This is a genomic window from Haloferax sp. Atlit-12N (genome assembly GCF_003383095.1).
GTDB lineage: Archaea > Halobacteriota > Halobacteria > Halobacteriales > Haloferacaceae > Haloferax.
Window position 1 is genome coordinate 186,547 of the sequence record NZ_PSYW01000002.1, and the last position, 23,308, is coordinate 209,854.

At 66.5% G+C, this 23,308-nt stretch carries 25 protein-coding genes and 1 tRNA gene; 16 read left to right on the plus strand and 10 right to left on the minus strand.

The features are described from left to right. Nucleotides 1-17 precede the first annotated feature (17 nt). Together idsA3 and C5B90_RS09200 are read right to left on the minus strand one after the other, a co-directional pair. Entirely contained in the window at nt 18-1,064 is a 1,047-nt protein-coding gene (idsA3, locus tag C5B90_RS09195) for a geranylfarnesyl diphosphate synthase (RefSeq protein ID WP_115880922.1), read from the minus strand. Further along, entirely contained in the window at nt 1,064-2,416 is a 1,353-nt protein-coding gene (locus C5B90_RS09200) for a ribonuclease J (RefSeq protein WP_004974618.1), read from the minus strand. Before C5B90_RS09200 ends, idsA3 begins: the two co-directional genes overlap by 1 nt. Before the next feature lie 383 nt (nt 2,417-2,799). On the opposite strand from C5B90_RS09200, the gene C5B90_RS09205 reads away from it, so the two are divergent. From C5B90_RS09205 to purF, 3 genes are all read left to right on the plus strand, one after another. Further along, the gene (locus tag C5B90_RS09205) at nt 2,800-3,030 is read left to right on the plus strand and encodes an LSM domain-containing protein (RefSeq protein WP_004042938.1); all 231 of its coding nucleotides are present in this window, start codon (nt 2,800-2,802) and stop codon (nt 3,028-3,030) included. Further along, on the plus strand, nt 3,027-3,203 hold the full coding sequence (locus tag C5B90_RS09210) for a 50S ribosomal protein L37e (protein ID WP_004042936.1): 177 nt from the start codon (nt 3,027-3,029) through the stop codon (nt 3,201-3,203). Before C5B90_RS09205 ends, C5B90_RS09210 begins: the two co-directional genes overlap by 4 nt. A 395-nt stretch (nt 3,204-3,598) precedes the next feature. Continuing rightward, a complete protein-coding gene (purF, locus tag C5B90_RS09215) occupies nt 3,599-5,080 on the plus strand; it encodes an amidophosphoribosyltransferase (protein ID WP_115880924.1) in 1,482 nt (493 codons plus the stop codon). Nucleotides 5,081-5,416: 336 nt separating this feature from the next. On the opposite strand, the gene C5B90_RS09220 is transcribed toward purF, so the two are convergent. Then, nucleotides 5,417-5,977 (minus strand): DUF420 domain-containing protein, encoded by a 561-nt coding sequence (locus C5B90_RS09220; protein WP_115880926.1) that lies wholly within the window; start codon nt 5,975-5,977, stop codon nt 5,417-5,419. Nucleotides 5,978-6,120: 143 nt separating this feature from the next. On the opposite strand from C5B90_RS09220, the gene C5B90_RS09225 reads away from it, so the two are divergent. From C5B90_RS09225 to C5B90_RS09240, 4 genes are all read left to right on the plus strand, one after another. Continuing rightward, nucleotides 6,121-6,205: transfer RNA gene (locus C5B90_RS09225), tRNA-Leu, on the plus strand. A 249-nt stretch (nt 6,206-6,454) separates the two neighbouring features. Then, nucleotides 6,455-6,976 (plus strand): multiprotein-bridging factor 1 family protein, encoded by a 522-nt coding sequence (locus C5B90_RS09230; RefSeq protein WP_058569040.1) that lies wholly within the window; start codon nt 6,455-6,457, stop codon nt 6,974-6,976. A 35-nt stretch (nt 6,977-7,011) separates the two neighbouring features. After that, nucleotides 7,012-8,202, plus strand: coding sequence for an alanine--tRNA ligase-related protein (locus C5B90_RS09235; RefSeq protein WP_115880928.1), 1,191 nt, complete (start codon nt 7,012-7,014; stop codon nt 8,200-8,202). Nucleotides 8,203-8,301: 99 nt separating this feature from the next. After that, nucleotides 8,302-9,447, plus strand: a complete 1,146-nt coding sequence (locus tag C5B90_RS09240; protein WP_115880930.1) for an acyl-CoA dehydrogenase family protein — start codon at nt 8,302-8,304, stop codon at nt 9,445-9,447. 38 nt (nt 9,448-9,485) lie between these two features. Here C5B90_RS09240 and C5B90_RS09245 read toward each other — a convergent pair whose 3' ends face one another. Continuing rightward, entirely contained in the window at nt 9,486-9,899 is a 414-nt protein-coding gene (locus C5B90_RS09245) for a hypothetical protein (protein ID WP_115880932.1), read from the minus strand. A 75-nt stretch (nt 9,900-9,974) separates the two neighbouring features. On the opposite strand from C5B90_RS09245, the gene C5B90_RS09250 reads away from it, so the two are divergent. The 3 genes from C5B90_RS09250 (at nt 9,975) to C5B90_RS09260 (ending at nt 11,634) form a co-directional block, all read left to right on the plus strand. Next, a complete protein-coding gene (locus tag C5B90_RS09250; RefSeq protein WP_115880934.1) occupies nt 9,975-10,529 on the plus strand; it encodes an HAD family hydrolase in 555 nt (184 codons plus the stop codon). 209 nt (nt 10,530-10,738) lie between these two features. Beyond that, nucleotides 10,739-11,152: a hypothetical protein gene (locus C5B90_RS09255; RefSeq protein WP_115880936.1), complete on the plus strand. Its 414-nt coding sequence runs from the start codon at nt 10,739-10,741 to the stop codon at nt 11,150-11,152. Nucleotides 11,153-11,286: 134 nt separating this feature from the next. Next, a complete protein-coding gene (locus C5B90_RS09260) occupies nt 11,287-11,634 on the plus strand; it encodes a DUF6249 domain-containing protein (protein WP_115880938.1) in 348 nt (115 codons plus the stop codon). 22 nt (nt 11,635-11,656) lie between these two features. On the opposite strand, the gene C5B90_RS09265 is transcribed toward C5B90_RS09260, so the two are convergent. Continuing rightward, on the minus strand, nt 11,657-13,117 hold the full coding sequence (locus tag C5B90_RS09265) for an RtcB family protein (RefSeq protein WP_115880941.1): 1,461 nt from the start codon (nt 13,115-13,117) through the stop codon (nt 11,657-11,659). An 87-nt stretch (nt 13,118-13,204) separates the two neighbouring features. Beyond that, on the minus strand, nt 13,205-13,615 hold the full coding sequence (locus C5B90_RS09270) for an archease (RefSeq protein ID WP_115880943.1): 411 nt from the start codon (nt 13,613-13,615) through the stop codon (nt 13,205-13,207). Nucleotides 13,616-13,792: 177 nt separating this feature from the next. On the opposite strand from C5B90_RS09270, the gene C5B90_RS09275 reads away from it, so the two are divergent. From C5B90_RS09275 to C5B90_RS09285, 3 genes are all read left to right on the plus strand, one after another. Then, nucleotides 13,793-14,269, plus strand: coding sequence for an N-acetyltransferase (locus tag C5B90_RS09275; protein ID WP_004969418.1), 477 nt, complete (start codon nt 13,793-13,795; stop codon nt 14,267-14,269). Nucleotides 14,270-14,378: 109 nt separating this feature from the next. Beyond that, nucleotides 14,379-15,347, plus strand: a complete 969-nt coding sequence (locus C5B90_RS09280; protein WP_115880945.1) for a sugar phosphate isomerase/epimerase — start codon at nt 14,379-14,381, stop codon at nt 15,345-15,347. 173 nt (nt 15,348-15,520) lie between these two features. Continuing rightward, the gene (locus C5B90_RS09285) at nt 15,521-16,639 is read left to right on the plus strand and encodes a Gfo/Idh/MocA family protein (RefSeq protein ID WP_115880946.1); all 1,119 of its coding nucleotides are present in this window, start codon (nt 15,521-15,523) and stop codon (nt 16,637-16,639) included. A gap of 51 nt (nt 16,640-16,690) precedes the next feature. On the opposite strand, the gene C5B90_RS09290 is transcribed toward C5B90_RS09285, so the two are convergent. The 3 genes from C5B90_RS09290 to C5B90_RS09300 form a co-directional block, all read right to left on the minus strand. Further along, entirely contained in the window at nt 16,691-17,539 is an 849-nt protein-coding gene (locus C5B90_RS09290; protein WP_115880948.1) for a translation initiation factor eIF-2B, read from the minus strand. A 101-nt stretch (nt 17,540-17,640) separates the two neighbouring features. Next, complete coding sequence (locus C5B90_RS09295) at nt 17,641-17,877, minus strand: DUF5822 domain-containing protein (RefSeq protein WP_004974655.1); 237 nt, start codon at nt 17,875-17,877, stop codon at nt 17,641-17,643. Between the two features lie 133 nt (nt 17,878-18,010). Then, entirely contained in the window at nt 18,011-18,517 is a 507-nt protein-coding gene (locus C5B90_RS09300) for a type IV pilin (protein WP_115880950.1), read from the minus strand. Between the two features lie 143 nt (nt 18,518-18,660). Between C5B90_RS09300 and panB the strand changes: the two genes are divergently transcribed. Then, nucleotides 18,661-19,470, plus strand: a complete 810-nt coding sequence (gene panB / locus C5B90_RS09305; RefSeq protein ID WP_115880951.1) for a 3-methyl-2-oxobutanoate hydroxymethyltransferase — start codon at nt 18,661-18,663, stop codon at nt 19,468-19,470. A 44-nt stretch (nt 19,471-19,514) separates the two neighbouring features. Here the strand turns inward: panB and C5B90_RS09310 are convergent, their stop codons facing one another. After that, entirely contained in the window at nt 19,515-20,297 is a 783-nt protein-coding gene (locus tag C5B90_RS09310; RefSeq protein ID WP_115880953.1) for an alpha/beta fold hydrolase, read from the minus strand. 251 nt (nt 20,298-20,548) lie between these two features. Between C5B90_RS09310 and C5B90_RS09315 the strand changes: the two genes are divergently transcribed. Next, a complete protein-coding gene (locus C5B90_RS09315) occupies nt 20,549-20,800 on the plus strand; it encodes an Hsp20/alpha crystallin family protein (RefSeq protein ID WP_008095074.1) in 252 nt (83 codons plus the stop codon). Then, nucleotides 20,801-23,065, plus strand: a complete 2,265-nt coding sequence (locus C5B90_RS09320) for a CDC48 family AAA ATPase (protein ID WP_115880955.1) — start codon at nt 20,801-20,803, stop codon at nt 23,063-23,065. Nucleotides 23,066-23,308 lie beyond the last annotated feature (243 nt).

The window sequence follows — 23,308 nt, forward strand, 5'->3', positions numbered from 1 at the left end:
GCGGCGACGCCGCGCGCTCAGTAGCCGCGGGTGATGAGGTAGTCCGCGATGTCGCAGAGCAGGTCGCGAGCCTCGTTGTCCGGGAGGACGTCGAGTCGCGACTTGGCCTGTTCGGTGAGGTCTTCGGCCATCTCGCGGGCGTAGTCGATGCTGCCCGCCTCGTTCAGTTCTGCGACGGCGGCTTCGACTGCCTCCTCGGTGAGCTCCTCGGCCGTCTCGGCGTCGACGAGGTCGTCCACGTCGATGCCCTGTTGACGCGCGTGGAGGGAGATGATGGTCTCTTTGTTCTCCACGAGGTCGGAACCGCGCTGTTTGCCGAGCTGCTCCGACGGCACGGTCAGGTCGAGCACGTCGTCTTGAATCTGGAACGCGCTGCCGGACTCGATGCCGTACTGGTAGAGCGCCTCGACGACGTCGTCGTCTGCGCCCATGACGACCGCCGGAACGGCGGCTGCGGTCCCGTAGAGGACCGCCGTCTTCAGTTCGACCATCTGGAGGTACTCGTCGGGGAGCACCTCGGTGCGGCGCTCGAATTCGATGTCGAGCGCCTGCCCCTCGCAGATCTGCGTGCAGGTGGTCGCGAGTCGACGGACGGCTTCGAGGCCGTCGGCAGGGTCAGCGCCGGTCTTCGTCAGGAGTTCGAACGCCTTGGCGTACAGCGTGTCGCCGGCGAGGATGGCGGTCGAGTTGTCGTACTCCTTGTGGACCGCCGGGACGCCGCGACGGAGGTCGTCGTCGTCCATGATGTCGTCGTGGATGAGCGTGAACGACTGGATGACCTCGATGCTCACGGCCGCGACCATCACGTCGATGGCGTCGCCCGCGAGCGTCGGGAACGCCCGGTAGTCCTCCGACATCGGTTCGACGTCCGCGAGGGACTCCGCGGTCAGGAGTGAGACGGTCGGCCGAAGGCGCTTGCCGCCGGCTTTCAGGAGGTACCGTGAGGCCTCGTAGAGCCGCTCGGGCTCGGCCATCGGTACGTCCTCGTCGAGCGCGTCGTTGACGAGTTCGCGTCGCTCGCGAATCGCCTCGAGCACCCGCTTTTCCGTCGCGTCGGGAGTCATCACTCCACCAGCTGAATCATGTTGCCGTTCCGCGTGACGTGGACGTCGCGACCGAGGGCGTAGCCCTGACTCTCCGCGAGGTCCACGTACGGAGCGAAGCCTTTCAGGTTCTGGTGAGCGGGGATGACGTGCTGGGGCTGGAGCGCCTGCAGCATCTCGTAGTGCCCCTCCTCGCGGAGGTGGCCCGAGACGTGAATCTCGTCGTAGATGCGCGCGCCCTGCATGCGCAGGAGGCGCTCGGACTGGTAGCGCTGGCCCTCGTTCGTCGGCTCCGGGATGACCCGCGCCGAGAAGATGACCTTGTCGCCGTCGTCAATCTCGTACGGCGTCTCGCCGCGACCCATGCGGGTGAGCATCGCGCGCGGTTCGCCCTGGTGGCCCGTGACGATGGGCAGGTAGTTCTCCTTGCCCTCCTTCATGATTCGCTTGAAGGTGCGGTCGACGGACTTGCGGTGGCCGTACATCCCGAGGTCGTCGGGGAGGTCGACGAAGCCGAGGCGCTCGGCGGTGCCGGAGTACTTCTCCATCGAGCGGCCGAGGAGGACCGGCTGGCGGCCGATGTCCTTGGCGAACTCGACGAGCGAGGAGACCCGGGAGATATGCGACGAGAACGTCGTCGCCACGATGCCGCCGTCGTAGTCCTCGACGGAGGTCATCACGTCTTTGAGGTGGCGGCGCGCGACGGACTCGGAGGGCGTGCGGCCCTTCCGGCCGGCGTTCGTACAGTCTTCGATGTACGCGAGCACGCCGTTGCCCTCGCGACCGATTTCGCGGAAGCGCTTCATGTCGATGGGGTCTTCGAGGACCGGCGAGTGGTCCATGCGCTTGTCAAGACCGTAGACGACAGCGCCCTCGGGCGTGTGGACGACCGGGTTGATGGCGTCGATGATGGAGTGAGTGACGTGGACGAACTCGAGTTCCACGTTGCCGGAGTCGCCGATGGACATCGTCTCGCCGGCTTCCATCTTGACGAGGTCGTTGTTGACGTTGAACTTGTTCTCGCCCTCAATCTGCTGTTTCACCAGTTCGATGGTGAAGGGCGTCGCGACGACGGGGGCGTCGTAGCGGTGGGCGAGCTTGGAGATGGCACCGATGTGGTCGAGGTGGCCGTGCGTGGGGACGATGGCCTGCACGTCTCCTTCGAGGTCGCTCATGACCCGGTCGTCCGGGATAGCGCCCATGTCGATGAGGTCGAGGCTGTGCATCTTTTCGGTCTCGACGTTGTCGTGGATGAGGACCTGCGACAGGTTGAGACCCATGTCGAAGACGACGACGTCGTCTCCGGCACGGACGGCCGTCATCTGACGGCCGACTTCTTCGTATCCGCCTATGGTTGCGATTTCGATTTCCATGGTTTGTGTGTCTCGATATTCCGAGCATCGAAAGCCACGATGTGGCGAAGGTGCTCACGGAAAGACGGGTGTCTGGGGGCCACCGGCCCCGGCGTCTTGCAGCTCGTCGGTCGAATGACCCCGCGTACGAGACGGCCCGAACCGGTCGAACTGGGCGCGCCCGCACTTACCCGCGGGTTTCTGGTACTGAGTTCTACTCACGGGGGTACTAAAAACTACGTGGGTTCACCGCGCCCGCACGCCCGGGGCTCGTGAGAGAACGTCTCACGTGAGACGAAGATTCCCTCGCTCGACGACGATTTCGACCCGGACGATCGGATTCGACGGCCATCTCGCACTGTCGGTCCGGCACATTTAAGATAACTACGAGACGGATTTGATGCATGAGCGGCCGACCCCTCGACGTCCTCGAAGCGTCACTCGACGAGCCGGTGACGGTTCTCCTCAAGGACGGAAACGCGTACTTCGGCGTCCTCGCTGGTTACGACCAGCACATGAACGTCGTACTCGAAGAAGCGCTGGACGAAGACACCGTGCCCGGGGATATCGAACTCGAGCAAGTCCAAGACACAACCATTATACGCGGCGATAACGTCGTCACCATCAAAGCATGACGGGTGCAGGAACCCCCAGCCAAGGAAAGAAGAACAAGACGACGCACGTCAAGTGCCGTCGCTGCGGCGAGAAGTCCTACCACGTGAAGAAGAAGGTCTGCTCGTCTTGCGGCTTCGGTAAGTCGAAGAAGCGTCGGAGCTACGCCTGGCAGTCGAAGTCCGGCGACAACTAACGACTCTCGACGGTCTCAGACCGTCTCTGTCTTCTCTCTCGCCGTCTGCGGCGAGAACGAATCCGCGTTCCTGACTCCCGGTTTGTCTCCGCACCCGTGACACTCGCTAGCACCGAGTACGGCGTCGCCTCCGCACCCTCGACTCGCGTCCAGATTTTGTCACCGGTCTCGCTGACCACTACCACCCGCTGAGCCGTCGCTGTCCTGTCGCTGTCCTCGCGGGCGACGAGGCCAGCCACGGGTGAGTCGGTTCTGTTCTCGTCTGGTCGCGCGCCATCTCGCAGTCGCCGACCTCGAACCTAATTATGCACTGATGTGCATATTTCCTGGTTTCGGACCCCGCCGTTACTGCATAAGGACGGGTTTTTTACCCCCTCGACTCTCTACCATCTTCCATGGTAACTGGGCGGGACGACTCCCACCACCACATCGGCGGACCGACCGAGAAGTGCGGTGTCGTCGGCGTCGCACTCGGCGGTCGAGACGCCGCACGGCCCCTGTACTACTCGCTGTACGCCCTCCAGCACCGGGGCCAAGAGTCCGCAGGCATCGTCACCCACGACGGGTTCCAACAGCACAGTCACGTCCAGATGGGTCTCGTCGGCGACGCGTTCGACGCCGACGACCTCGACGGTCTGAAGGGTCAGGCCGGCATCGGCCACGTCCGCTACCCCACCGCGGGCGACGTGTCGAAGTCGTGCGCCCAGCCGTTCGCCGTCTCCTTCAAATCGGGGTCGCTCGGCCTCGCGCACAACGGCAACCTCGTCAACGCCGACGAACTCCGCGACGAACTGGAGAACTTCGGTCACGCGTTCACCTCCACGGGTGACACCGAGGTCATCGCCCACGACCTCGCGCGCAACCTCCTCGAAGAGGACCTCGTCCGCGCCGTCAAGCGGACGATGGAGCGCATCCACGGCTCGTACGCGCTCACCATCATGCACGACGAGACGGTCCTCGGCGTGCGCGACCCCGAAGGAAATCGACCGCTCTGTATCGGGAAACTCGACGACGGCTACGTGCTCGCCTCCGAGTCGGCCGCCATCGACACGCTCGACGGCGAACTCGTCCGCGACGTGAAACCGGGCGAACTCGTCGTCCTCGACCCCGACGGAAGCGGCTTCGACTCGTATCAACTGGTCGAACGCGACAACACCGCCCACTGCTTTTTCGAACACATCTACTTCGCCCGCCCGGACTCCGTGATGAACGACACGCTCGTCTACGAGGTCCGCCGCGGACTCGGCCGGAAACTCTGGGACGAAAACGGCGTCGACACCGACGTTGTCATGCCCGTCCCCGACTCGGGCCGCGCGTTCGCCTCCGGCTATGCCGAGGCCGCCCAAGAGGACGACGCGACCGTCGAGTTCGCCGAGGGACTGATGAAGAACCGCTACGTCGGCCGGACGTTCATCATGCCGACCCAAGACGAGCGCGAGCGCGCCGTCCGCCTCAAGCTCAACCCCATCAAGAGCACCGTCGAGGGCAAGTCCGTGACGCTCATCGACGACAGCATCGTCCGCGGGACGACCTCGAACCAGCTCGTCCAACTGCTGTACGACGCCGGCGCGACCGAGGTCCACATGCGCATCGGCGCGCCGCCCATCGTCGCGCCCTGCTACATGGGTATCAACATGGCCACCCGTGAGGAACTCATCGCCTCGGACAAATCCGTCGAGGAGGTCCGCGACACCATCGACGCCGACAGTCTCGGCTACCTCTCTATCGACTCTGTGGCCGAGGTGCTCGAAAAGTCCCGCGCCGACCTCTGTCTCGGTTGTGTCACCGGCGAGTATCCCTACGACATCGACGGCGAGGAGACCGACCGCGACGTGAGTCGCCCCGTCGTCGGTGCCGAAGCGCCGCTGAGCGACTGAGTCTCATCTGTCTCGTCCCCCCAACCTATCGCTCCGTCTGACAGTCACCGAGAGCCTCGATAGCATAGTCAACGCGGCCTTTCTTTTCTCTCGCGCCCGTGGTTCGAACCGTACTCCGACTCGCCGAGGACCGGGTTGCGAGCGGAGTACGGAGTGCGAATCGACGGGGTGGTGGAACGCCGCGGGAGGACCCGCACGCCCCGTCTCTGTGACCTGCCGGTCGCACCACGTACTACCGCCCGTCCGAACCAACGGCCCTCGGGCCGCGCCCCGCCGCGGGCGTCGGACGGGTACTCCCTTTGAACGCCTGAGCGGCGGCGTTCGCCGACTCCCGTCTCAGTAGACGACGTAGAGGAGGACGTAGACGACGTTTCCGAGGACGAACGACACGAGCCACAGCGACGCGGCGACCCGGCCGAATCGAGCGTGTTCGGTCCCGAAGACCTCGGTTATCGGTCGTGTCAGTGCCAACAGCAGCGCGTAGTAGACGACGGGGACACAGACGACTGCGAGGAGGATGTGAATCGCCAGCGTCGGGAGGTAGACGAACTGGTAGACTGCGTCGGGGCCGGGGAACTCGGCGGTCCCCTGGACGACGACCTTGTAGAGATAGAGGACGAGGAACGTCGCAAAGAGGAGGAACGACGTGAGCATCATGCGCCGGTGGCGCTCGATTTCACCGCGGCGGACAAACCGGACGCCAGCGAGAATGGTGACGATGGCGACGGTGCTGATGACCGCGTTCACGTGCGGAATCGCGTTCAGCACGGCTTCGGGAACAGTCGGAATCGCGGCGCGAGGAATCGCGCCGAGCACCGCGCCGAAGACGAGCGCGAGCGACAGCACCGAGAGAATCGCAGTCAGTCCGCGGACGTGGTCGCGTGCTCGGAACTCCATAGGCGTATCCCGGTGCTGCGAGGCCAAAATCGTTCGGTCGCCCGCCCGCGGTACGGCGCCTGCAAACGCCCGACATTGCCGAGTCGAAAGGAAAGTCATTTAAATTACCACGGGGTAAACGAGAGTGCAGTAAGACACAGCGAGCGTGGGTAGCCAAGCCAGGCCAACGGCGCAGCGTTGAGGGCGCTGTCCTGTAGAGGTCCGCCGGTTCAAATCCGGTCCCACGCATCGCAAGATGCAGGTGACGTCCCTACACGGACATCACCCACGCACAATCCTTCCACGAAACTACACCCCAGAGAGGAACTCCTCTCTGGATTTCTCTGACCCGCTCGCCGGTGAGATGCGTCTCGCTCGCGATTCACCGCTCTGAGCGCCTCGTTATTTACCGGTCAGCGGCCGTGCCGACTCCGGATTCGAGCACCGGTGTCAGCGCCGTGCCGCGAGTTTAAAAGGGTCGAACGAGTAACACGGGGCATGGCCAAGTACTCGACCAACCGGGGCGGTGGTGGCGGCGACGGCGACAGTTGCGAACTCTGCGGTCGCAGCACCGCGAAGCTCCGGCGTGCGAACGTGGCCGGCGCGGACCTGCTCGTCTGCCCGGACTGCGCGCCGCACGGCGAGAACCGCCACGCGGACCGAAAGAGCGAGTCGACCGACGCCTCGCGCGACGGTTCCGAGCGGAACCGCAAGAAACGCGCCGCCCAGCGGACGGCCAAGATGTACGACAGCGCGAAAGGGGACTCCAAACACTGGGAGGAGAAGGGAACGAACTACGAGAAAGACCGGCTTCCCTACCTCGTCTCCGGCTACGGCGGCGTCGTCGAGTCCGCCCGGCAGGACGCCGGCCTCCAACTCGCCGACCTCGCCGACGAACTCGACCTCGACGAGAAGCAACTGCTCGCCATCGAGCAGGGCCGCGCCACCCGGGCGAACGTCGGCGGCTCGGCCATCCGCGCCCTCGAAGAGCGCCTCGACGTGACCCTCGTCGACGAGTAGCACGATTTTTCTCGGTCGGGCGTCTCGACGCGCATATGTCCGACTCACTCGCATCCGAGTCCCCGACGGTCCGGGCGTTCGACGCGACGGTGACGCGCGTCGACGGTCGGTCGGTCGTCCTCGACGAGACGTACTTCTACCCCGAAGGCGGCGGTCAGCCCGCGGACCGGGGCGTTCTCGGCGGCGTCGACGTCGAACACGTCCGCACGGACGCCGACGGCACGGTCGTCCACGACCTCGCGGCCGACCCCGACTTCGTCGCTGGCGACGAGGTGACCGGCGTCGTCGACGACAACTTCCGAACGTACTGCATGCGGGCGCACACCGCGAGTCACGTTCTCTACGGCGCGGGTCGCCGCATCTTCGACGACCTCGGCTACGGTGGCTTCGACATCTCCGCGGAGAAGGTCCGCGTCGATTTCGAGACCTCGACCGAGGTCGACGACGACGCGCTCGTCGAACTGGAGCGTCTCGTCAATCGAGCGGTGTGGGACAGTCGCGAGGTGACGTGGGAGGAGATACCCGTCGCGGACGCCCGCGAGCGCGAGGAAATCGCGTTCAACGTCAAGACCGAGGAGGGCGTCTTCGCCGACTCCGAGTCGGTGCGAGTCGTCTCAATCGACGGCTGGGACTGGGCGGCCTGCGGCGGGACGCACGTCTCGAACACCGTCGAAATCGGGCCGGTCGAGGTGCTCAGCCGGTCGAACCCCGGCGAGGGACTCACCCGCGTCGAGTTCGCGGTCGGTGCCTCGGCTATCGACCGCCGCGCCGCGGTCCGTGGGTCCACCTACGAGGCCGCCCGAGCGCTCGGCACGAACCTCGACGGACTCGGAGAGACCGCCGCCACCGTCGCGGCCGCGCGCGAAGAACTGGAGTCCGAACTCGCCGACCTGAAGTCCGAGGTACTGCGCTCCCGTCTCGCGGACTTCGAGACGGTCGAACGCGACGGGCTGACGTGGAAAGTCGGTGCAGTCTCCGGCTTCGACGCGAACGAGGTCGGCGACGCGGCCAAGGAGTCCCGCGACGGTGCGGACGTGCTCGTCGCCGTCGGCGAATCCGACGCGCCCTTCGTCGTCGTCGCCAGCGCCGGCGACGCGGCCGCCGGCGACGTCGTTGCCGAGGTGACAGACGAGTTCGGTGGCGGCGGCGGCGGGGGACCGACCTTCGCACAGGGCGGCGGTCTCGGCGCGCCGGCCGACGAGGTACTGGCGTACCTACGCGACTGAGTGACGCCCCGCAGAACGGGCGAGACTGTGGCGTGCTGACGCCCGACGGACGACCGGCAGTTCAATCATCTTTTTCAATGATGGTCCGTACTCATCACCATGGAAACCGTAGGGTCTGCCACGGGTCTGACCGACGAGCAACGGGCCATCCGCGACGTGGTCCACGAGTTCGCCGTCGAGGAGATTCGCCCGACTGCGCGTGAGGCCGACGAGACGGAGACGTTCCCGGAGGACGTGTGGGACGGCCTCGCCGAACTCGACCTGACCGGGCTGACCGTCCCCGAGGAGTACGGCGGGTTCGGTGCCGACCGCGCCACCTACGCCGTCGTCAACGAGGAGGTCGCCTACGGCCAACTCGCCGTCGCCACCGCGCTCTCCGTGCACTGTCTCGCCACCGAGTGCATCGCCGAGTTCGCTACCGAGGAGCAGAAGGAGACGTGGTTGCCCGAGATGGCCCGCGGTCGACCGGTCGGGATGTTCGGCCTCTCCGAGCCGGACGCCGGGTCGAACCCCGCGGAGATGTCGACGGTCGCCCGGCGAGAGGGCGACGAGTACGTCATCAACGGGAAAAAGCAGTGGATAACGAACGGCCAGCGCGGCGGCGTCTGCATCCTCTTCGCCAAGACCGACCCCGACGACCCGTCGTCGGTCACGCAGTTCCTCGTCCCGAAGGAGGCCGGCTACGAGGTCGGCAAGAAAGAGGAGAAACTCGGCCTCCGCGCGTCCGACACGACGGCGCTCCTCTTCGACGACGTGCGTATCCCGGCCGAAAACCGGCTCACTGAGGAGGGTAAGGGCCTCTCAGCCGCCTTCCGAATCCTGACCGGCGGCCGCATCGGCATCGCCTCGCAGGCCGTGGGACTCGCGCAGGCCGCGCTCGACGACGCCATCGACTACGCGAACGAGCGCGAGCAGTTCGACAAGCCCATCTCGAAGATTCAGGCGATTCGCCACAAAATCGCCGACATGGGCACGCAGGTTCACGCCTCGCGGATGCTCGTCCGCGAGGCCGCCCGCATCGCCGACGCCGGCGACGACCCGCGGACCGCGGCGTCCATCGCGAAGTACTTCGCCAGCGAGGCCGCGGTCGACGTGACGAACGAGGCCGTACAGGTCCACGGCGGCTACGGCTACACCACCGATTTCGACGTGGAGCGCTACTACCGCGACTCGAAGATTACGACCATCTACGAGGGGACCAGCGAGATTCAAAAGGAGATTATCGCGCGGTCGCTTCTCGACTGAACGGACGAATCGGCCTCTTTTTCAGCCAGTCGAGTCGCTCACGGACTCCGGGCGAGCGTCGGCAGCCCTCGCTCGCGGACCACGTCGACCCCGGCGACACCCGCGAGGAGGAGACATCCGACGAGCGTCACCCACGCGCCGGCCGCCGAGACGAACGTCTCGTCCCACAACTGGATGAACCGCAGGATTGCGACGGTCCCGACGACGCCGACGACGAGTTCCGCGCGGCGAGAGCGCCGTCCGGCGAGCGCGGCCACGGAGAGCAGAACGACCGTCGGGAGGAGGACGATACCGTGGACGAGTTCCAGCCCGCTTCCCATGCCGCCGTAGTAGATGGAGATGACCGGTCCCTCGTGTGCCGGGTCGACCTGTATCCACGGGAGGAAGACGCCGGCCGCGACGACGAGCGACGGGAGGACCGGAGCGAGGCGTTCGCGGAGCGGGAATTCCATACCGGAGGCGACGCCGGTTTTCCGTATAGGCCTTCTCCCGAAGCGTCTTTTCCCCAGGGTACCCTACTGCGGGCAATGACGCTCCCCGACCTCTCGGCGTTCGACGCCGTCGTCTACGACCTCGATGGGACAATCGTCCGGCTCCGCGTCGACTGGGACGACGCCGCCCGCGACGCCGCGGCCGTCCTGCGGAACGCCGGCGTCGACGCCGACTCGCTGGACCTCTGGAAGATGCTCGACGCGGCCGACGAGGCCGGCGTCCGCGACGAGTTGGAGCGGGAGCTCGCGGCACACGAGCGAGAAGGCGCGTGGGTCTCAGACCGCCTCCCGCTCGCGGACCACCTCGCCGACGACGGCGTCCCCTCCGGCGTCTGCTCGCTCAACGCCGAGGACGCCTGCCGGGTCGCGCTCGACGTGCACGACCTCACGGGGCACGTCGACGCCGTCGTCGGCCGCGACACCGTGGCGACGCAGAAGCCCGACCCAGAGCCGTTGCTCACGACGCTCGAACGCATGGCGGTCGACCCCGACTCGGCCGTGTTCGTCGGCGATTCCGCCCGCGACGAGGTAACCGCCGACCGCGCCGGCGTCGCCTTCAGATACGTCGATGGCGGTCCCTCCGGGGTCTGAGCGCGGTTCGAACGAACAGGGACGGACTAGGGGAGGCAGGGACAGGATAGTGGCGAACAGGCGGCACGTCCGCTCCGCCGGACAGCGTGCCGCGCTCCCGCGTCTCGCCCGGCGGCGATGCTCAACGCACGGGGGGCGCTGGCCGCGGAATGCGTGATAAACCTCCGCACCGGCGCGGGCGTTAAGCCCGCCGAGTCCTACGCTCACCCATGGGATTCCCCGTCTCGTACTACTGTCCGCACTGCGGCGCGGTCGTCGAACTCGAACGCGACGGCTATCTGGCCGACAAGTCGGTGACGCCGTACCCGCTCGAAGGTTGGGCGTACGCCGACCCGACCGACGACTTCGAAGACGCCGAGGGCGTCCGGTTTTCCTGCGGCGAGAGCGACGCGCCCGGCCTGTCGTGGACCGGCGACGTGGTCGACGCCGACGACGTGGAACAGCCCGGACTGTCGTCGCCGTGCGGTCGCGAGTTCTACCTCTCGTTCGTCAGATACGAGGACGGCCGCGAGGTCGAAGCGGTCCCCGAAAGCGACTACGTCGTCATCGGTGGGCGAGGTCCCTCGGGACCGGCCGGCCCCGGCGGACCGGACACGGGGCCGGGCGGCCCCGGTAGGTTCTGAGCCCGCGTCCGCGACTCGCACGCACACTTGGTCGCCCGGACGCTCAGTCAGCCGGTCGTTCGACGGCGACACCGCTTACGTCGTGCGAGCACGGCTCAATCCGTATTCAATAGCTCACGCGCCGACTGTCCACCATGGTTCCCATTCAGTCCACGTTCGGCCTCGGCGACGCGCTGTTCTTCGTGCCGTTCGTCTTCATCCTCGTCGTCGTGCTCGCGTTCGCCGGCGCGGTGGTCTATCTCGAACACAGAAAGGAGATGGCGCTCATCGAGCGCGGCCAGTACGACGAGGTCAGCCGCGACTCGCGGGCGTGGATTCTCGGCGGCGGCCTGCTCGTCCTCGCGCTCGGCCTCGGGAGCGTCGTCTCGGCGCTCCTCTCCGGCGGCGCGGTCGGCGACGGCGTGACCGCGGTGTTCGTCGGTCTCGCGGCGCTCGCGTACTACTTCTACAAGCGCCGCGCGGTCGGGACGACCGTCGCCTGAACCGCGAAACGCGGTCGGGGACTCAGCCCTTGATGTTGCAGACGGGGAACGTCCGCGCGACCTTGTCACCGATGCCCAACTCGTCGGAGACGCGGACGACCTCGTCAACGTCCTTGTAGACGCCCGGCGCTTCCTCGGCGACCGTCGCGCCCGACTGGGCCTTCACGTATATCTTCTCCTGTTCGCGGAGTTCGTCCTGTACCGTCTCGCCCCAGTACTCCTGTTTCGCCTTGGTTCGGCTCATGAGTCGGCCCGCACCGTGGGCCGTCGAGCCGAAGGTGAGGTCGAGCGACTGCTCGCCGCCGCGGAGGACGTAGCTACCCGCGCCCATGCTGCCGGGGATGATGACCGGCTGGCCCACGTCGGCGTAGGCGGGCGGCAGTTCGGGTCGGCCCGCGGGGAACGCCCGCGTCGCGCCCTTCCGGTGGACGTAGAGTTCGCGCTCCTCGCCGTCTACTGTGTGGACCTCCTTCTTGGCGATGTTGTGCGCCACGTCGTACAACAGACGCATCTCCATGTCGCGCCAGTCGCGGTCGAACACGTCGGCGAACACCTCGCGCGTGCGGTGCATGATGAGCTGTCGATTCACCCACGCGAAGTTGATGGCGGCGCACATCGCGCCGTAGTACTCCTCGGCGAGTTCGGAGCCGGCGGGCGCGGCCGCGAGTTCCTTGTCCGGCAAGTCGTCGAGCAGGTCCTTGTGTTCCTTCTCGATGCGCCGGAGGTAGTCGGTGCAGGTCTGGTGGCCGAGTCCGCGGGAGCCGCAGTGGATGAGGACGACGATTTGGTCGGCTTCGAGGCCGAACGACTCGGCCACGTCCTCGCGGTAGATGTCGGTGACGCGCTGGACTTCGAGGAAGTGGTTTCCGGAGCCGAGGCTGCCGATTTGGTTGCGGCCGCGGTCTTTCGCCTTCTGGGAGACGAACTCCGGGCGGGCGTCGTCGCGGAAGCCCTCGTCCTCGCAGTGGGCGAGGTCGTCTTCCGTGGCGTAGCCGGCGTCGACCGCCCACTGCATCCCGCGGGCGAGGATGTCCTCGATGGTCTCGGCGTCGCCCTTGACGACGCCGCCGCCGCCGAGGCCCGAGGGGACGGCCTCGAACAGGGCGTCGACGAGTTCCTCCTCGTGGCCCTTGAGGTCCTCGTAGGTGAGGTTCGTCGTCATCATGCGGACGCCGCAGTTGATGTCGTAGCCGACCGCGCCGGGCGAGATACAGCCGTCCGTAGCGTCGGTCGCGCCGACGCCGCCGACGGGGAAGCCGTAGCCCTGGTGGCCGTCGGGCATGCAGATGGCGTGTTTGGTGATACCCGGCAGGTGCGTCGCGTTCCGCAGCTGTTCGAGCGTCTTGTCGTCGCCGATGTGGTCGAGCAGCGCCTCGGAGGCCAGCACCCGCGCGGGGGCGTTCATCTCGCCCTCCTGCGGAATCTCCCAGACGTGCTCGCGAACTCGTCGCAGTTCGATGTCGCCGAACTCGCGCGTTTCCATACCGGGACAATCAACGCGGCGACTCAATAGGATTCCGTCACGCCGCGAGCGTCCGCGGCGCGCCGCGCGACCGTCGGTAACGACGGCTCACACGTCGAAGACGACGTACGCCTCCCAGCCGGCGTCGGTTTCCGCCAGTCGCATCTCGGAGTAGGTGACTGCCTTCACGTCGCGGGCGTCCACGTCGGCGAAGGGGACGCCGCGCGCGGACGCCTCGACGACCCACTCGTCGTCCTCCCGCCGGACGGTCGCCTCGTGGGCCGCGGGGAGGACGCCGCGCACGTCGCGCTCGTAGATGAGTTGGTCGAGGTAGTCGAATAACAGCGCCTCACGGCCCTCCGCGCGGACGGCGAACGAAAAGCGGTCGCCCGTCTCGGCGGGGTCGTCGCACATCGCGGCGGTGAGCCCGTCGGCGACGGCGGCGAAGACGGCACCGAGGCTCTCGCCGTCGGCCTCGACGGCCACGTCGGCGGTGTGGTCGCGGAGCGTAAATCCCATACTGGAGGGAGAGACGCCGCCGACCCTCGTCCTTTCGGTCGGCGACGGGTGCGCGTCTCGACTCCCCGCGTTCGCGTGTCGTTCGTGTCGGTGAGTTATCCGGTTTACCGACGGCGACTTCGGTCGGATCTGCAAACGGACGGTGGAGTTATATTCTCGCTCCGGCTACGACGGGACGTGAGCGTCAACGTGGAGATGCGGGTCGACGCCCCCGGCCAGCGCGAGTACGCCGAGGAGGCGTGGGACCTGAAAGAGCGGATTCGGGTCGAGGAGGGGCTCCTGAAACAGCGCCGGGGCTTCTTCATGGACGCCTACCGCCGGTCGAACACGTATCTCCTCTACGAAAACGACGCGCTCGTCGCGTTCGCGTCCACGCGGCGCGACGGCTACATCCTCTTTCTCGCGGTCTCGCCCGACGCCCGCGGCGAGGGCTACGGCAAGCGCCTCGTCGCCGAGGTCGCGAGGGAGCATCCGGTCGTGACCTGTCACGCCCGGACGACGAACACGAACGCGCTCGACTTCTACGAGCGGATGGGCTTCGAGGTCCGCCGCCGCATCGACAACTACTACGAGGACGGCGGGGCCGCCTTCTACCTCAGACTCGGCGAGGAAGCCGGACTCAGAGAGAAGCTCTCGGAGTTCCTCCGCCGGTAATCGGCAGACTCCGTCGCATTCCACACCGATTCGAGGAGCCGCCGCACCGTCGTCGGCCCGGTTGCGTGTATCCTTAATTTTTATTCACTTCCTAGTATATGTGGTTGATATGTACATCGGAGTGCTCACCGTCCCGCTCGGAGACGAACCCCTCGACGACGCGCTCGACTATCTGTCCGGTATCGGCGTCGACGGCGTCGAACTCGCCGTCGGCGGCTGGCCCGGCGAGGACCACGTCGACCGAAGCGCCGTCCTCGCGGACGACGACGCGCAGGCCGACCTCCTCGATTCGGTCGAGAGCCGAGACCTGCAAATCAGCGCGCTCGCGACGCACAACAACCCGCTGCACCCCGTCGAGGAGACGGCCGCCGAGGCCGACACCGAACTCCGCGAGGCCATCGAACTCGCAGACGCCCTCGACGTGAACACCGTCACCTGTTTCTCTGGGCTCCCCGCCGGCGGTCCGAACGACGAAGTACCGAACTGGATTACTGCGCCGTGGCCGACCGAGCACGCCGACGCCCACGACTACCAGTGGGAGGTCGCCGTCGAATACTGGTCCGACCTCGCCGCGTTCGCCGACGACCACGGCGTCGACATCGCCATCGAGATGCACCCGAACATGCTCGTCTACGAACCGACGGGCATGCTGAAGCTCCGCGAGGCGACGAACGAGCGCATCGGCGCGAACTTCGACCCCTCGCACCTCTACTGGCAGGACATCTCCATCACCGACGCGATTCGATTCCTCGGCGAGGAGGACGCCATCCACCACTTCCACGCGAAGGACACGAAGGTGTACGAGTCCGAGTCGCGCATCAAAGGCGTCCTCGACACGACCTCCTACGCGGACACCGCCGACCGCTCGTGGCTGTTCCGCTCTATCGGCTACGGTCACGACGAGGGCCACTGGAAGGACGTGGTCTCGACGCTCCGGATGGTCGGCTACGAGGGCGCGCTCTCCATCGAACACGAGGACGCGCTCACGTCGTCCAAGGAGGGCCTCGAAAAGGCCGTCGACGTGCTCTCGCGCGCCGTCTTCGAGACGCAACCCGGCGAAGCCTACTGGGCGGAGTAATTCATGACTGACAAACTTTCCGTCGGCGTCCTTGGCTACCGATTCAGGCCCACCTTTTTCCGGTTCGGGGCCGCTCCGCGACCCGCTCACCGCAAAAATCTGGACCAAAAAATGCCGCGAGACTCGGCCTCCGGCCTCGCTCGCGGTACTGCATCGGTCACGGAGGTCGCACAATGACTGAACCACTCAAAATCGGCGTCCTCGGCTACCGCTTCATGGGCAAGGCGCACTCCAACGCGCTCGCTCGCCTGCCGATGTTCTTCCCCGACGCGCCCGACGTGGAGCGCTCCGTCATCGTCGGCCGCAACGAGGAGGCGCTCGCCGACGCCGCCGACCGCTTCGGCTTCGAATCGACCGCGACCGACTGGCGCGACGTGGTCGACGACGTGGACGTGTTCTACAACCTCGGCCCGAACCACCTCCACGCCGAGCCCTCTATCGCCGCGCTCGAAGCCGGTGCCAGCGTCTTCTGCGAGAAGCCGCTCGCGCCCACGCTCGACGAGGCCGAAACGATGCGCGACGCCGCCCGCGCGGCCGACGGCGTCGCCGGCTGTGCGTTCAACTACCGCTTCGTCCCCGCCATCCGGTACGCGAAGGGACTCATCGAGGACGGGGAACTCGGCGAGATTCGACATGTCCGCGGGCGCTACCTGCAGGACTGGCTCGTCGACCCCGACGCGCCGTGGTCGTGGCGGAACGATGCGGAACTCGCCGGCTCCGGCGCGCTCGGCGACCTCGGCGCGCACACGGTCGACCTCGCGCGCTTCCTCGTCCGCGACGCCGCCGGCGACATCGAACGCATCTCCGGCCACCTCCAGACGTTCGTCGACGAGCGGCCCGTCCCCGGCGGGGACGAGTACAAGCCCGTGACCGTCGACGACGCCTACACCGCGCAGGCCGAGTTCGGAAACGGCGCGGTCGGGAACTTCGAGGCCTCGCGCTTCGCCGACGGCCACAAGAACGACCACACCATCGAGATTCACGGCTCCGAGGGGAGCCTGCAGTTCTCGCTCGAACGTCTCAACGAACTGGAGGTAAAGACCGGCGACGCCCGCGGCTACGAGACGGTGCTCGTCACCGACGAGGACGACCCCTACCTCGACCACTGGTGGCCGCCGGGCCACGTCATCGGCTGGGAACACACGTTCGTCCACGAGAACTACGAGTTCCTGTCGGCGGTCGCCGAGGGCGGCGACTTCTCGCCCTCGTTCGAGGACGCCTACGAGGTCCAAGAGGTGCTCGACGCCATCGAGCGCTCCGACGAGACCGGCGAGTGGGTCAGCCTCGGCTGACGGCGTCGAAGCGACGAAAACCGAACGACTCGCGGGCGGGTCGCCGCCCGCTCAGAACTCGATGACGCCCTCGTCGGTGATGACCTCGTCGATGAGGTCGACCGGCGTGGCGTCGTAGGCGGGGTTCTCCAGTTCGATGCCCTCGACGGGTTCGAGCATGACCTCGCTGGGCGAACGAATCTCGTTTTCGAAGCGGAAGCCGCCGTCGACGACCTTCGCGCTCGAGCCGACGACCGTGACCGGCACGCCGACCTCGTTGGCGGCGGCGACGAGCGGGAACGTCCCGATGCGGTTGTAGAGCGTCTCCTCGACGATGCAGTCCATGCCGATGATGACGCGGTCGCACTTCGGGAGGAACATCCCGGACGCGCCGTCGACCATCAGATGCGGTTCGACCTCGTCGATGGCGGCGAGTTCGCGCGCGAACTTCCGGCCGAGGAAGCGCGGGCGGGCCTCCGTCACGTAGGCGGTGAGTTCCGCGCCGTCGGCGACGGCGATTTCGACGGCCTCCATGACCGTCGAGGAGTAGTCGTGGGTGAGGAACGTCTGGCCGTCCTCGATGGTCGCGGCCGCTTCCTGGGCCGCGCGGCGCTTGCCCGTCTCGACGGTCTCGACCACGCGGTCGATGGTGGCGAGAGTGAGCTCCCGCGCCTCGTCGAGGTCGTCGACCTCGCCTTGGACGCTGTGAAGCACGTCCTGCAGGGCGTTGTACAACGACGCGTGCGACGGGTTCGCCCGCTTGAGCGCGCCGACGTTTCGCTCGAGGTCGCGTTCGAACTCCTCGACGGTCGCGTAGTCGCGCTCGGTCAGTTCCGCGAGCGCCTGCGTGGCCTTGACGGCGACGACCGAGGAGCTGTGCGTCTGCATCTCGCGAATCTCCTCGATGGTCTCGTCTATCATACGAGAACGTCGCCGTATCGTGTGAAAGAGTTTCCGGGAGCGAGCGCCACCGCGGTCGCGGACGCAGACCTCGGGCGGGGTGGGGCTCGTCTCGGCTTGGCTCAGTTCTCCGCGTCGATGTCGGTGTCCAACTCCGCTTCGGGGGGCGTTCCGCCGTCGCCCGCGTTGGTCCGCTTGGCGTAGACGAACAGGGCGACGGCGGTCACGAACCAGATGACCGCGCCGACGCGAATCGCGAACTCGGCGCGCGCGCCCCACGTCTGGAGGCCGGCGTTGACGGAGAGGACCGCGACGATGGGCGACCCGACGAGAATCGTCGTGACGAAGGTCATCTGCATGACCCACCCGTAATCGACGCCGTCCGGATTCGAGCGCTCGACTGGTTGCACGGGTAGCAGTATCACGGCGGCGGCTAATGCGTGCCGGTTCGCGCTCGCGACGCGCCTCCGACGGCCCGGTGCGGGCCGTCGCTCAGCAGGCGGCGCTCTTCGAGGTCGGCTCGGTCGGAATCTCGTAGTCGACGAGGACGCTCGACGACCCGCCTTCGTGTTCGATGACGACCCGGTAGCGCTGGCCCGCCTCGCAGATGGGCTTCAGCGCGCTGTCGGAGCCGGCACCGTCGATGTGGGCGTACTCGCCCGCGGGGCCGACCGTCTCGCCGCCGGTCCACACGTCCTCCCACGCGATTCGGTTGTTGGCGTCGTCGACGACGAACACCAGACTGCCGTCTTCGATGCTCCCGAACTCGTGGGTGATGTTGATGTACGCGCCGTTCGCGCCGTTATCCGGGCCGGACGGGTGGTAGTCCACGTCGAACGACACCTGCGGTTGGGGCTCGGAGAGCACGTCTTCGAATCCCATCACCATCACGCCGACCATCGCGGCGAGGAGGACGACGATGACGACGAGGAGCGAGACGCCGACGACCGGCGAGATGCCGCGGGCCGAGCGGCGTCCGGAGGGCGACAAAGCGGGCATGCGTCGTTCGCACAGGTGCGTTCCCCGGAGTAAAGTGTTACTTCGGGGGCAGGTCGGGGAACTCGGGCGCGGCGACCGCCCCTCCGGCGGTGCCCCGGGGGCTGGCTAATAAGGCTGATAACCCGGACGCGCGAACGGCACGCATGGTCACGGTACGGTCCATTCGGGCGAAGGCTGGTAGCGAGCCCATCACGATGCTCACGGCGTACGACGCGCCGACCGCGAGCGTCGTCGACGAGGCGGGCATCGACGTCATCCTCGTCGGCGACAGCATGGGCAACACGGCGCTCGGCTACGACTCGACGCTCCCGGTGACCGTCGAGGACGTAGCAAGCCGGACCGCCGCGGTGGCGCGCGCGGCCGACGACGCCCTCGTCGTCGCCGACATGCCGTTCCTCTCGTTCGGCGTGGACGAGGCGTCGAGCGTCGAACACTGCGGGCGGATGCTCAAGGAGGCCGACGCCGACGCGGTCAAACTGGAGTGCGGCCCCCACACTGTCGATCTGACCGAACACCTCGTCCGCCTCGGCATCCCCGTGATGGCCCATCTCGGTCTGACCCCCCAGCGCGTGAAGGAGGTCGGCTACGGCAGGCAGGGCACCGACCGCGACGACGCACAGGAGATTCTCGACCTCGCGAAGGCCCACGCCGACGCGGGCGCGTTCTCGCTCGTCCTCGAACACGTCCCGGCGAATCTCGCAAAACAGGTCACAGAGGCCATCGACATCCCGACTATCGGCATCGGGGCGGGCCCCGACTGCGACGGGCAGGTGCTCGTCGTCGACGACGTGGTCGGAATGAGTGACCGCACGCCGCCCTTCGCGGCCCAGTTCGGTGACGTAAAATCCGAGATGGAGAAGGCGGTCGGCGCGTACCGGGACGCCGTCGAGGCCGGCGAGTTCCCGGCCGACGAACACAGTCACGTCGAAGACGACCTCGACGAACTGTACTGAGGAAGTTCGCGTCCGTATCCCCGCTCGCACCCGGTTGCGACGACTTATGCGACGCGGCGGTCGAGGAACGTTTTCACGGCGTCGTTGAACGCCGCCGGCCGTTCGAGCATCGCGAGGTGCGCGGCGTCCTCGACGGTTCCGAGTTCGCAGTCGGGCATCGTCTCCGCGAGGTACTCGTGGTACGAAAGCGGCGTGAGGCGGTCGTACTCGCCGACGAGCGCGAGCGTCGGAATCGAAATCTCCTCGGTTTCGTCGCGCACGTCGAAGGTGTGACACGACCGGAAGTCGCGGCGGGTGACGGCCTGTCCGGCGTCGTACATCGCCGCCTTGGAGCCCTTGACGAGTTGCTCGTCGTCAGTGTGGAACAGTTTGTCCTCGCCGTGGAGAAAGGAGACGGCGCGGTCGAAGTCGTCGTCGAGCCAGTTCAACAGGTCCGAGAGCACGGCGAGTTTCGCGCCCGTGCCCGTGAGGACCAGCGCGTCGAGGTCGAGGTCGCGTTCGAGCGCGAGCGTCAGGACGACCGCGCCGCCGAGGGAGTTGCCGACGAGGACGCTCGCGTCGGTCTCCTCGGCCACGGCGACCACGTCGTCGACGTAGGCCGAGAGCGTCTCGTAGCCGATGTCGGCGTTCACGTCGTCGCTGTCGCCGTGGCCGCTCAGGTCCAGCGCGGCGACCGGGTAGTCATTCGCGAGGCGGAACTGACCGCGCCAGACGCCGTGCGCGCCGCCGCTCCCGTGGACACAGAGGATCGTCGGTCCCTCTCCGCCCGCGTCGCGGTATCGATAGGCTGTCTCCCGTCCGTGGTGGTCCACCGAAGCCGTCTCCATGACTCGAAACTGGTCGCCGCGAGCCAATAAACCCCCACGCCGGCACCGAGTTTTCGCCCGTGATTCGCCGCGTAGCCCGTGCGATCGACTGCCGTGGCCACTAGTTTGACGTTACTCCGACGCGAATAGCACGGTGAGGCGTGACGACTGTGAACCGCAATTCAACCGAAATGCGGTATATCGGTGTCGTCACCCGATTCGTCGAAGAAAGATTTATATATTCAAAACGCTAACCTTGGGTTAGACTTATCATGAGCATGCAACAGTTCGCCGGCGGGAACGAGCGGTTCATTCGCCGGTACGAATACGAAGACTGCTGGGTCATCGCGGCCGACGTGGGCCTCTCGGAAGACGAGGTCGACGTGGACATCGTCGGGTCGACGGCCATCGTCGTGGCCGACCTCGGCGACCGCGTGACCGAGACGGAGTTCGAACTCCCCGCCGGCGGCGACGCCGACGTGGCGGTTCGAAACGGCGTGCTCACCATCACCCTCACCAAGTAAATGAAACTCATCGTCAAACCCCTCAAACAGAAGGACGCCGGTCGCGGACTCGCCGCCATCGACCGAGCCGCGGCCGCGGAACTCGACCTCGAAGGCGGAGATTTCATCCGCATCGACGGTCCGAACGACGGGACCGCCATCGCCCGCGTCTGGCCCGGGTACCCCGAAGACCAGGGAACGGGTATCATCCGCATCGACGGTCGCCTCCGCCAGCAGGCCGGCGTCGGCATCGACGAGCGCGTGGACGTGGAGAAAGCCGACGTGAAGCCCGCAAAACGCGTCACTATCGCGCTCCCGCAGAATCTCCGTATCGGCGGTAACATCGGGACGTACATCCGCGACAAGCTCTCCGGTCAGCCGGTCGCGCAGGGCCAGAGCGTCCAGCTTCCGCTCGGCTTCGGCTTCATGAGCGCGTCGAACCAGTCGGTCCCCATCAAAATCGCCTCGACGGACCCTGATGGCACCGTCGTCGTCACCGACAACACCGAGTTCCAGGTGAGCCAGAAGCCCGCCGAGCAGATCAAGGACTCCGCACCGGGCGACGACGGCGGCCCCTCCGTTACCTACGAGGACATCGGCGGTCTCGACAAGGAGCTCGAACAGGTCCGGGAGATGATCGAACTCCCGATGCGTCACCCCGAGCTGTTCAAGCGCCTCGGCATCGAGCCGCCGAAAGGCGTCCTCCTCCACGGCCCGCCGGGCACGGGGAAGACGCTCATCGCGAAGGCTGTCGCCAACGAAATCGACGCCTCGTTCCACACCATCTCCGGTCCGGAGATCATGTCGAAGTACTACGGGGAGTCCGAAGAACAGCTCCGCGAAATCTTCGAGGAGGCCACGGAGAACTCGCCCGCCATCGTCTTCATCGACGAGATAGACTCCATCGCGCCCAAGCGCAGCGAGGCCGGTGGTGACGTGGAACGCCGCGTCGTCGCCCAACTGCTGTCGCTCATGGACGGGCTCGACGAGCGCGGCGAGGTCGTCGTCATCGGCGCGACCAACCGCGTGGACGCTATCGACAACGCGCTCCGCCGCGGCGGCCGCTTCGACCGCGAAATCGAAATCGGCGTGCCGGACCGCGACGGACGCAAGGAGATCATGCAGGTCCACACGCGGAACATGCCGCTGACCGACGACGTGGACCTCGACGCCTACGCCGACAGCACTCACGGCTTCGTCGGGGCCGACCTCGAATCGCTGGCGAAGGAGTCGGCGATGCACGCCCTGCGGCGCATCCGCCCGCAGCTCGACCTCGACGCCGAGGAGATAGACGCCGAGGTGCTCGAAGGCCTCAAAGTCACGGAAGACGACTTCAGACAGGCGCTCAAGAGCATCGAGCCCTCGGCGCTCCGCGAGGTGTTCGTCGAGGTTCCCGACGTGACGTGGGAGGACGTGGGCGGACTCGAACCCACGAAAGAGCGCCTCCGCGAGACCATCCAATGGCCCCTCGAATACCCCGAGGTGTTCCAGCAGATGGACATGGACGCCGCCAAAGGCGTCTTGATGTACGGCCCGCCGGGCACGGGGAAGACCCTGCTGGCGAAGGCCGTCGCCAACGAGGCGGAGTCGAACTTCATCTCCATCAAGGGCCCCGAACTCCTGAACAAGTTCGTCGGCGAGTCCGAAAAGGGCGTCCGCGAGGTGTTCAAGAAGGCCCGCGAGAACGCCCCAACGGTGGTGTTCTTCGACGAAATCGACTCTATCGCGACCGAGCGCGGCCGCGACTCGTCGAGTTCGGGCGTCACCGAGCGCGTCGTCTCCCAACTGCTCACCGAGCTCGACGGCCTCGAAGCGCTCGAAGACGTGGTCGTCATCGCGACGACCAACCGGCCGGACCTCATCGACTCGGCGCTCCTGCGCCCCGGCCGCCTCGACCGCCACGTCCACGTGCCCGTCCCCGACGAGGACGCCCGCCGCGCCATCCTCGACGTGCACACCCGCGAAAAGCCGCTCGCGGACGACGTGAACCTCGATAAAATCGCGTCGAAGACCGACGGCTACGTCGGTGCCGACCTCGAAGCGCTCGCCCGCGAGGCGTCGATGAATGCCTCCCGCGAGTTCATTCGGAGCGTCGAAAAGGAAGACATCGGCGAGAGCGTCGGGAACGTCCGCGTGACGATGGAACACTTCGAGAACGCCCTCGACGAAATCGGCGCGAGCGTCACCGACGACGTGCGCCGCCGCTACGAGGAAATCGAAGAGCGCTTCCAGAAGAGCGAGGTCGAACGCGACCGCGAGACGGAAGTCGGTCGAACCTTCCAGTAAGCGCCTCGTAACGCCTCTTCAGACGTATTTTTCCGAACGCGTCCCAGCCACCGAGCGACGGCGACTGTTCGCCCACCATCCGCCCGACTCAGAGGCGCGACCGTCACGTTCATATCACTCCCATCTGCTACGTAGTGGTACGCGGTTCTCGGGATGCGCAATAATCAACGAGTTCTACGTTTATTTCACCGGAAATGCGGTGTGTCTCCCTTCGTTTGTAAAGAATGTACTCGGTCAGTAGTT

Coding starts and splice junctions, on each gene's coding strand:
- C5B90_RS09245 (WP_115880932.1), bottom strand. CDS start 9,899: ATGGAATTCCCGCTCCGCGAACGCCTCGCTCCGGTCCTCCCGTCGCTC.
- C5B90_RS09280 (WP_115880945.1), top strand. CDS start 14,379: ATGTACATCGGAGTGCTCACCGTCCCGCTCGGAGACGAACCCCTCGAC.
- C5B90_RS09230 (WP_058569040.1), top strand. CDS start 6,455: ATGGCCAAGTACTCGACCAACCGGGGCGGTGGTGGCGGCGACGGCGAC.
- purF (WP_115880924.1), top strand. CDS start 3,599: ATGGTAACTGGGCGGGACGACTCCCACCACCACATCGGCGGACCGACC.
- C5B90_RS09310 (WP_115880953.1), bottom strand. CDS start 20,297: ATGGAGACGGCTTCGGTGGACCACCACGGACGGGAGACAGCCTATCGA.
- C5B90_RS09300 (WP_115880950.1), bottom strand. CDS start 18,517: ATGCCCGCTTTGTCGCCCTCCGGACGCCGCTCGGCCCGCGGCATCTCG.
- C5B90_RS09250 (WP_115880934.1), top strand. CDS start 9,975: ATGACGCTCCCCGACCTCTCGGCGTTCGACGCCGTCGTCTACGACCTC.
- C5B90_RS09235 (WP_115880928.1), top strand. CDS start 7,012: ATGTCCGACTCACTCGCATCCGAGTCCCCGACGGTCCGGGCGTTCGAC.
- C5B90_RS09205 (WP_004042938.1), top strand. CDS start 2,800: ATGAGCGGCCGACCCCTCGACGTCCTCGAAGCGTCACTCGACGAGCCG.
- C5B90_RS09210 (WP_004042936.1), top strand. CDS start 3,027: ATGACGGGTGCAGGAACCCCCAGCCAAGGAAAGAAGAACAAGACGACG.
- C5B90_RS09270 (WP_115880943.1), bottom strand. CDS start 13,615: ATGGGATTTACGCTCCGCGACCACACCGCCGACGTGGCCGTCGAGGCC.
- C5B90_RS09220 (WP_115880926.1), bottom strand. CDS start 5,977: ATGGAGTTCCGAGCACGCGACCACGTCCGCGGACTGACTGCGATTCTC.
- panB (WP_115880951.1), top strand. CDS start 18,661: ATGGTCACGGTACGGTCCATTCGGGCGAAGGCTGGTAGCGAGCCCATC.
- C5B90_RS09265 (WP_115880941.1), bottom strand. CDS start 13,117: ATGGAAACGCGCGAGTTCGGCGACATCGAACTGCGACGAGTTCGCGAG.
- C5B90_RS09285 (WP_115880946.1), top strand. CDS start 15,521: ATGACTGAACCACTCAAAATCGGCGTCCTCGGCTACCGCTTCATGGGC.
- C5B90_RS09320 (WP_115880955.1), top strand. CDS start 20,801: ATGAAACTCATCGTCAAACCCCTCAAACAGAAGGACGCCGGTCGCGGA.
- C5B90_RS09200 (WP_004974618.1), bottom strand. CDS start 2,416: ATGGAAATCGAAATCGCAACCATAGGCGGATACGAAGAAGTCGGCCGT.
- C5B90_RS09260 (WP_115880938.1), top strand. CDS start 11,287: ATGGTTCCCATTCAGTCCACGTTCGGCCTCGGCGACGCGCTGTTCTTC.
- idsA3 (WP_115880922.1), bottom strand. CDS start 1,064: ATGACTCCCGACGCGACGGAAAAGCGGGTGCTCGAGGCGATTCGCGAG.
- C5B90_RS09315 (WP_008095074.1), top strand. CDS start 20,549: ATGAGCATGCAACAGTTCGCCGGCGGGAACGAGCGGTTCATTCGCCGG.
- C5B90_RS09295 (WP_004974655.1), bottom strand. CDS start 17,877: ATGCAGATGACCTTCGTCACGACGATTCTCGTCGGGTCGCCCATCGTC.
- C5B90_RS09290 (WP_115880948.1), bottom strand. CDS start 17,539: ATGATAGACGAGACCATCGAGGAGATTCGCGAGATGCAGACGCACAGC.
- C5B90_RS09255 (WP_115880936.1), top strand. CDS start 10,739: ATGGGATTCCCCGTCTCGTACTACTGTCCGCACTGCGGCGCGGTCGTC.
- C5B90_RS09240 (WP_115880930.1), top strand. CDS start 8,302: ATGGAAACCGTAGGGTCTGCCACGGGTCTGACCGACGAGCAACGGGCC.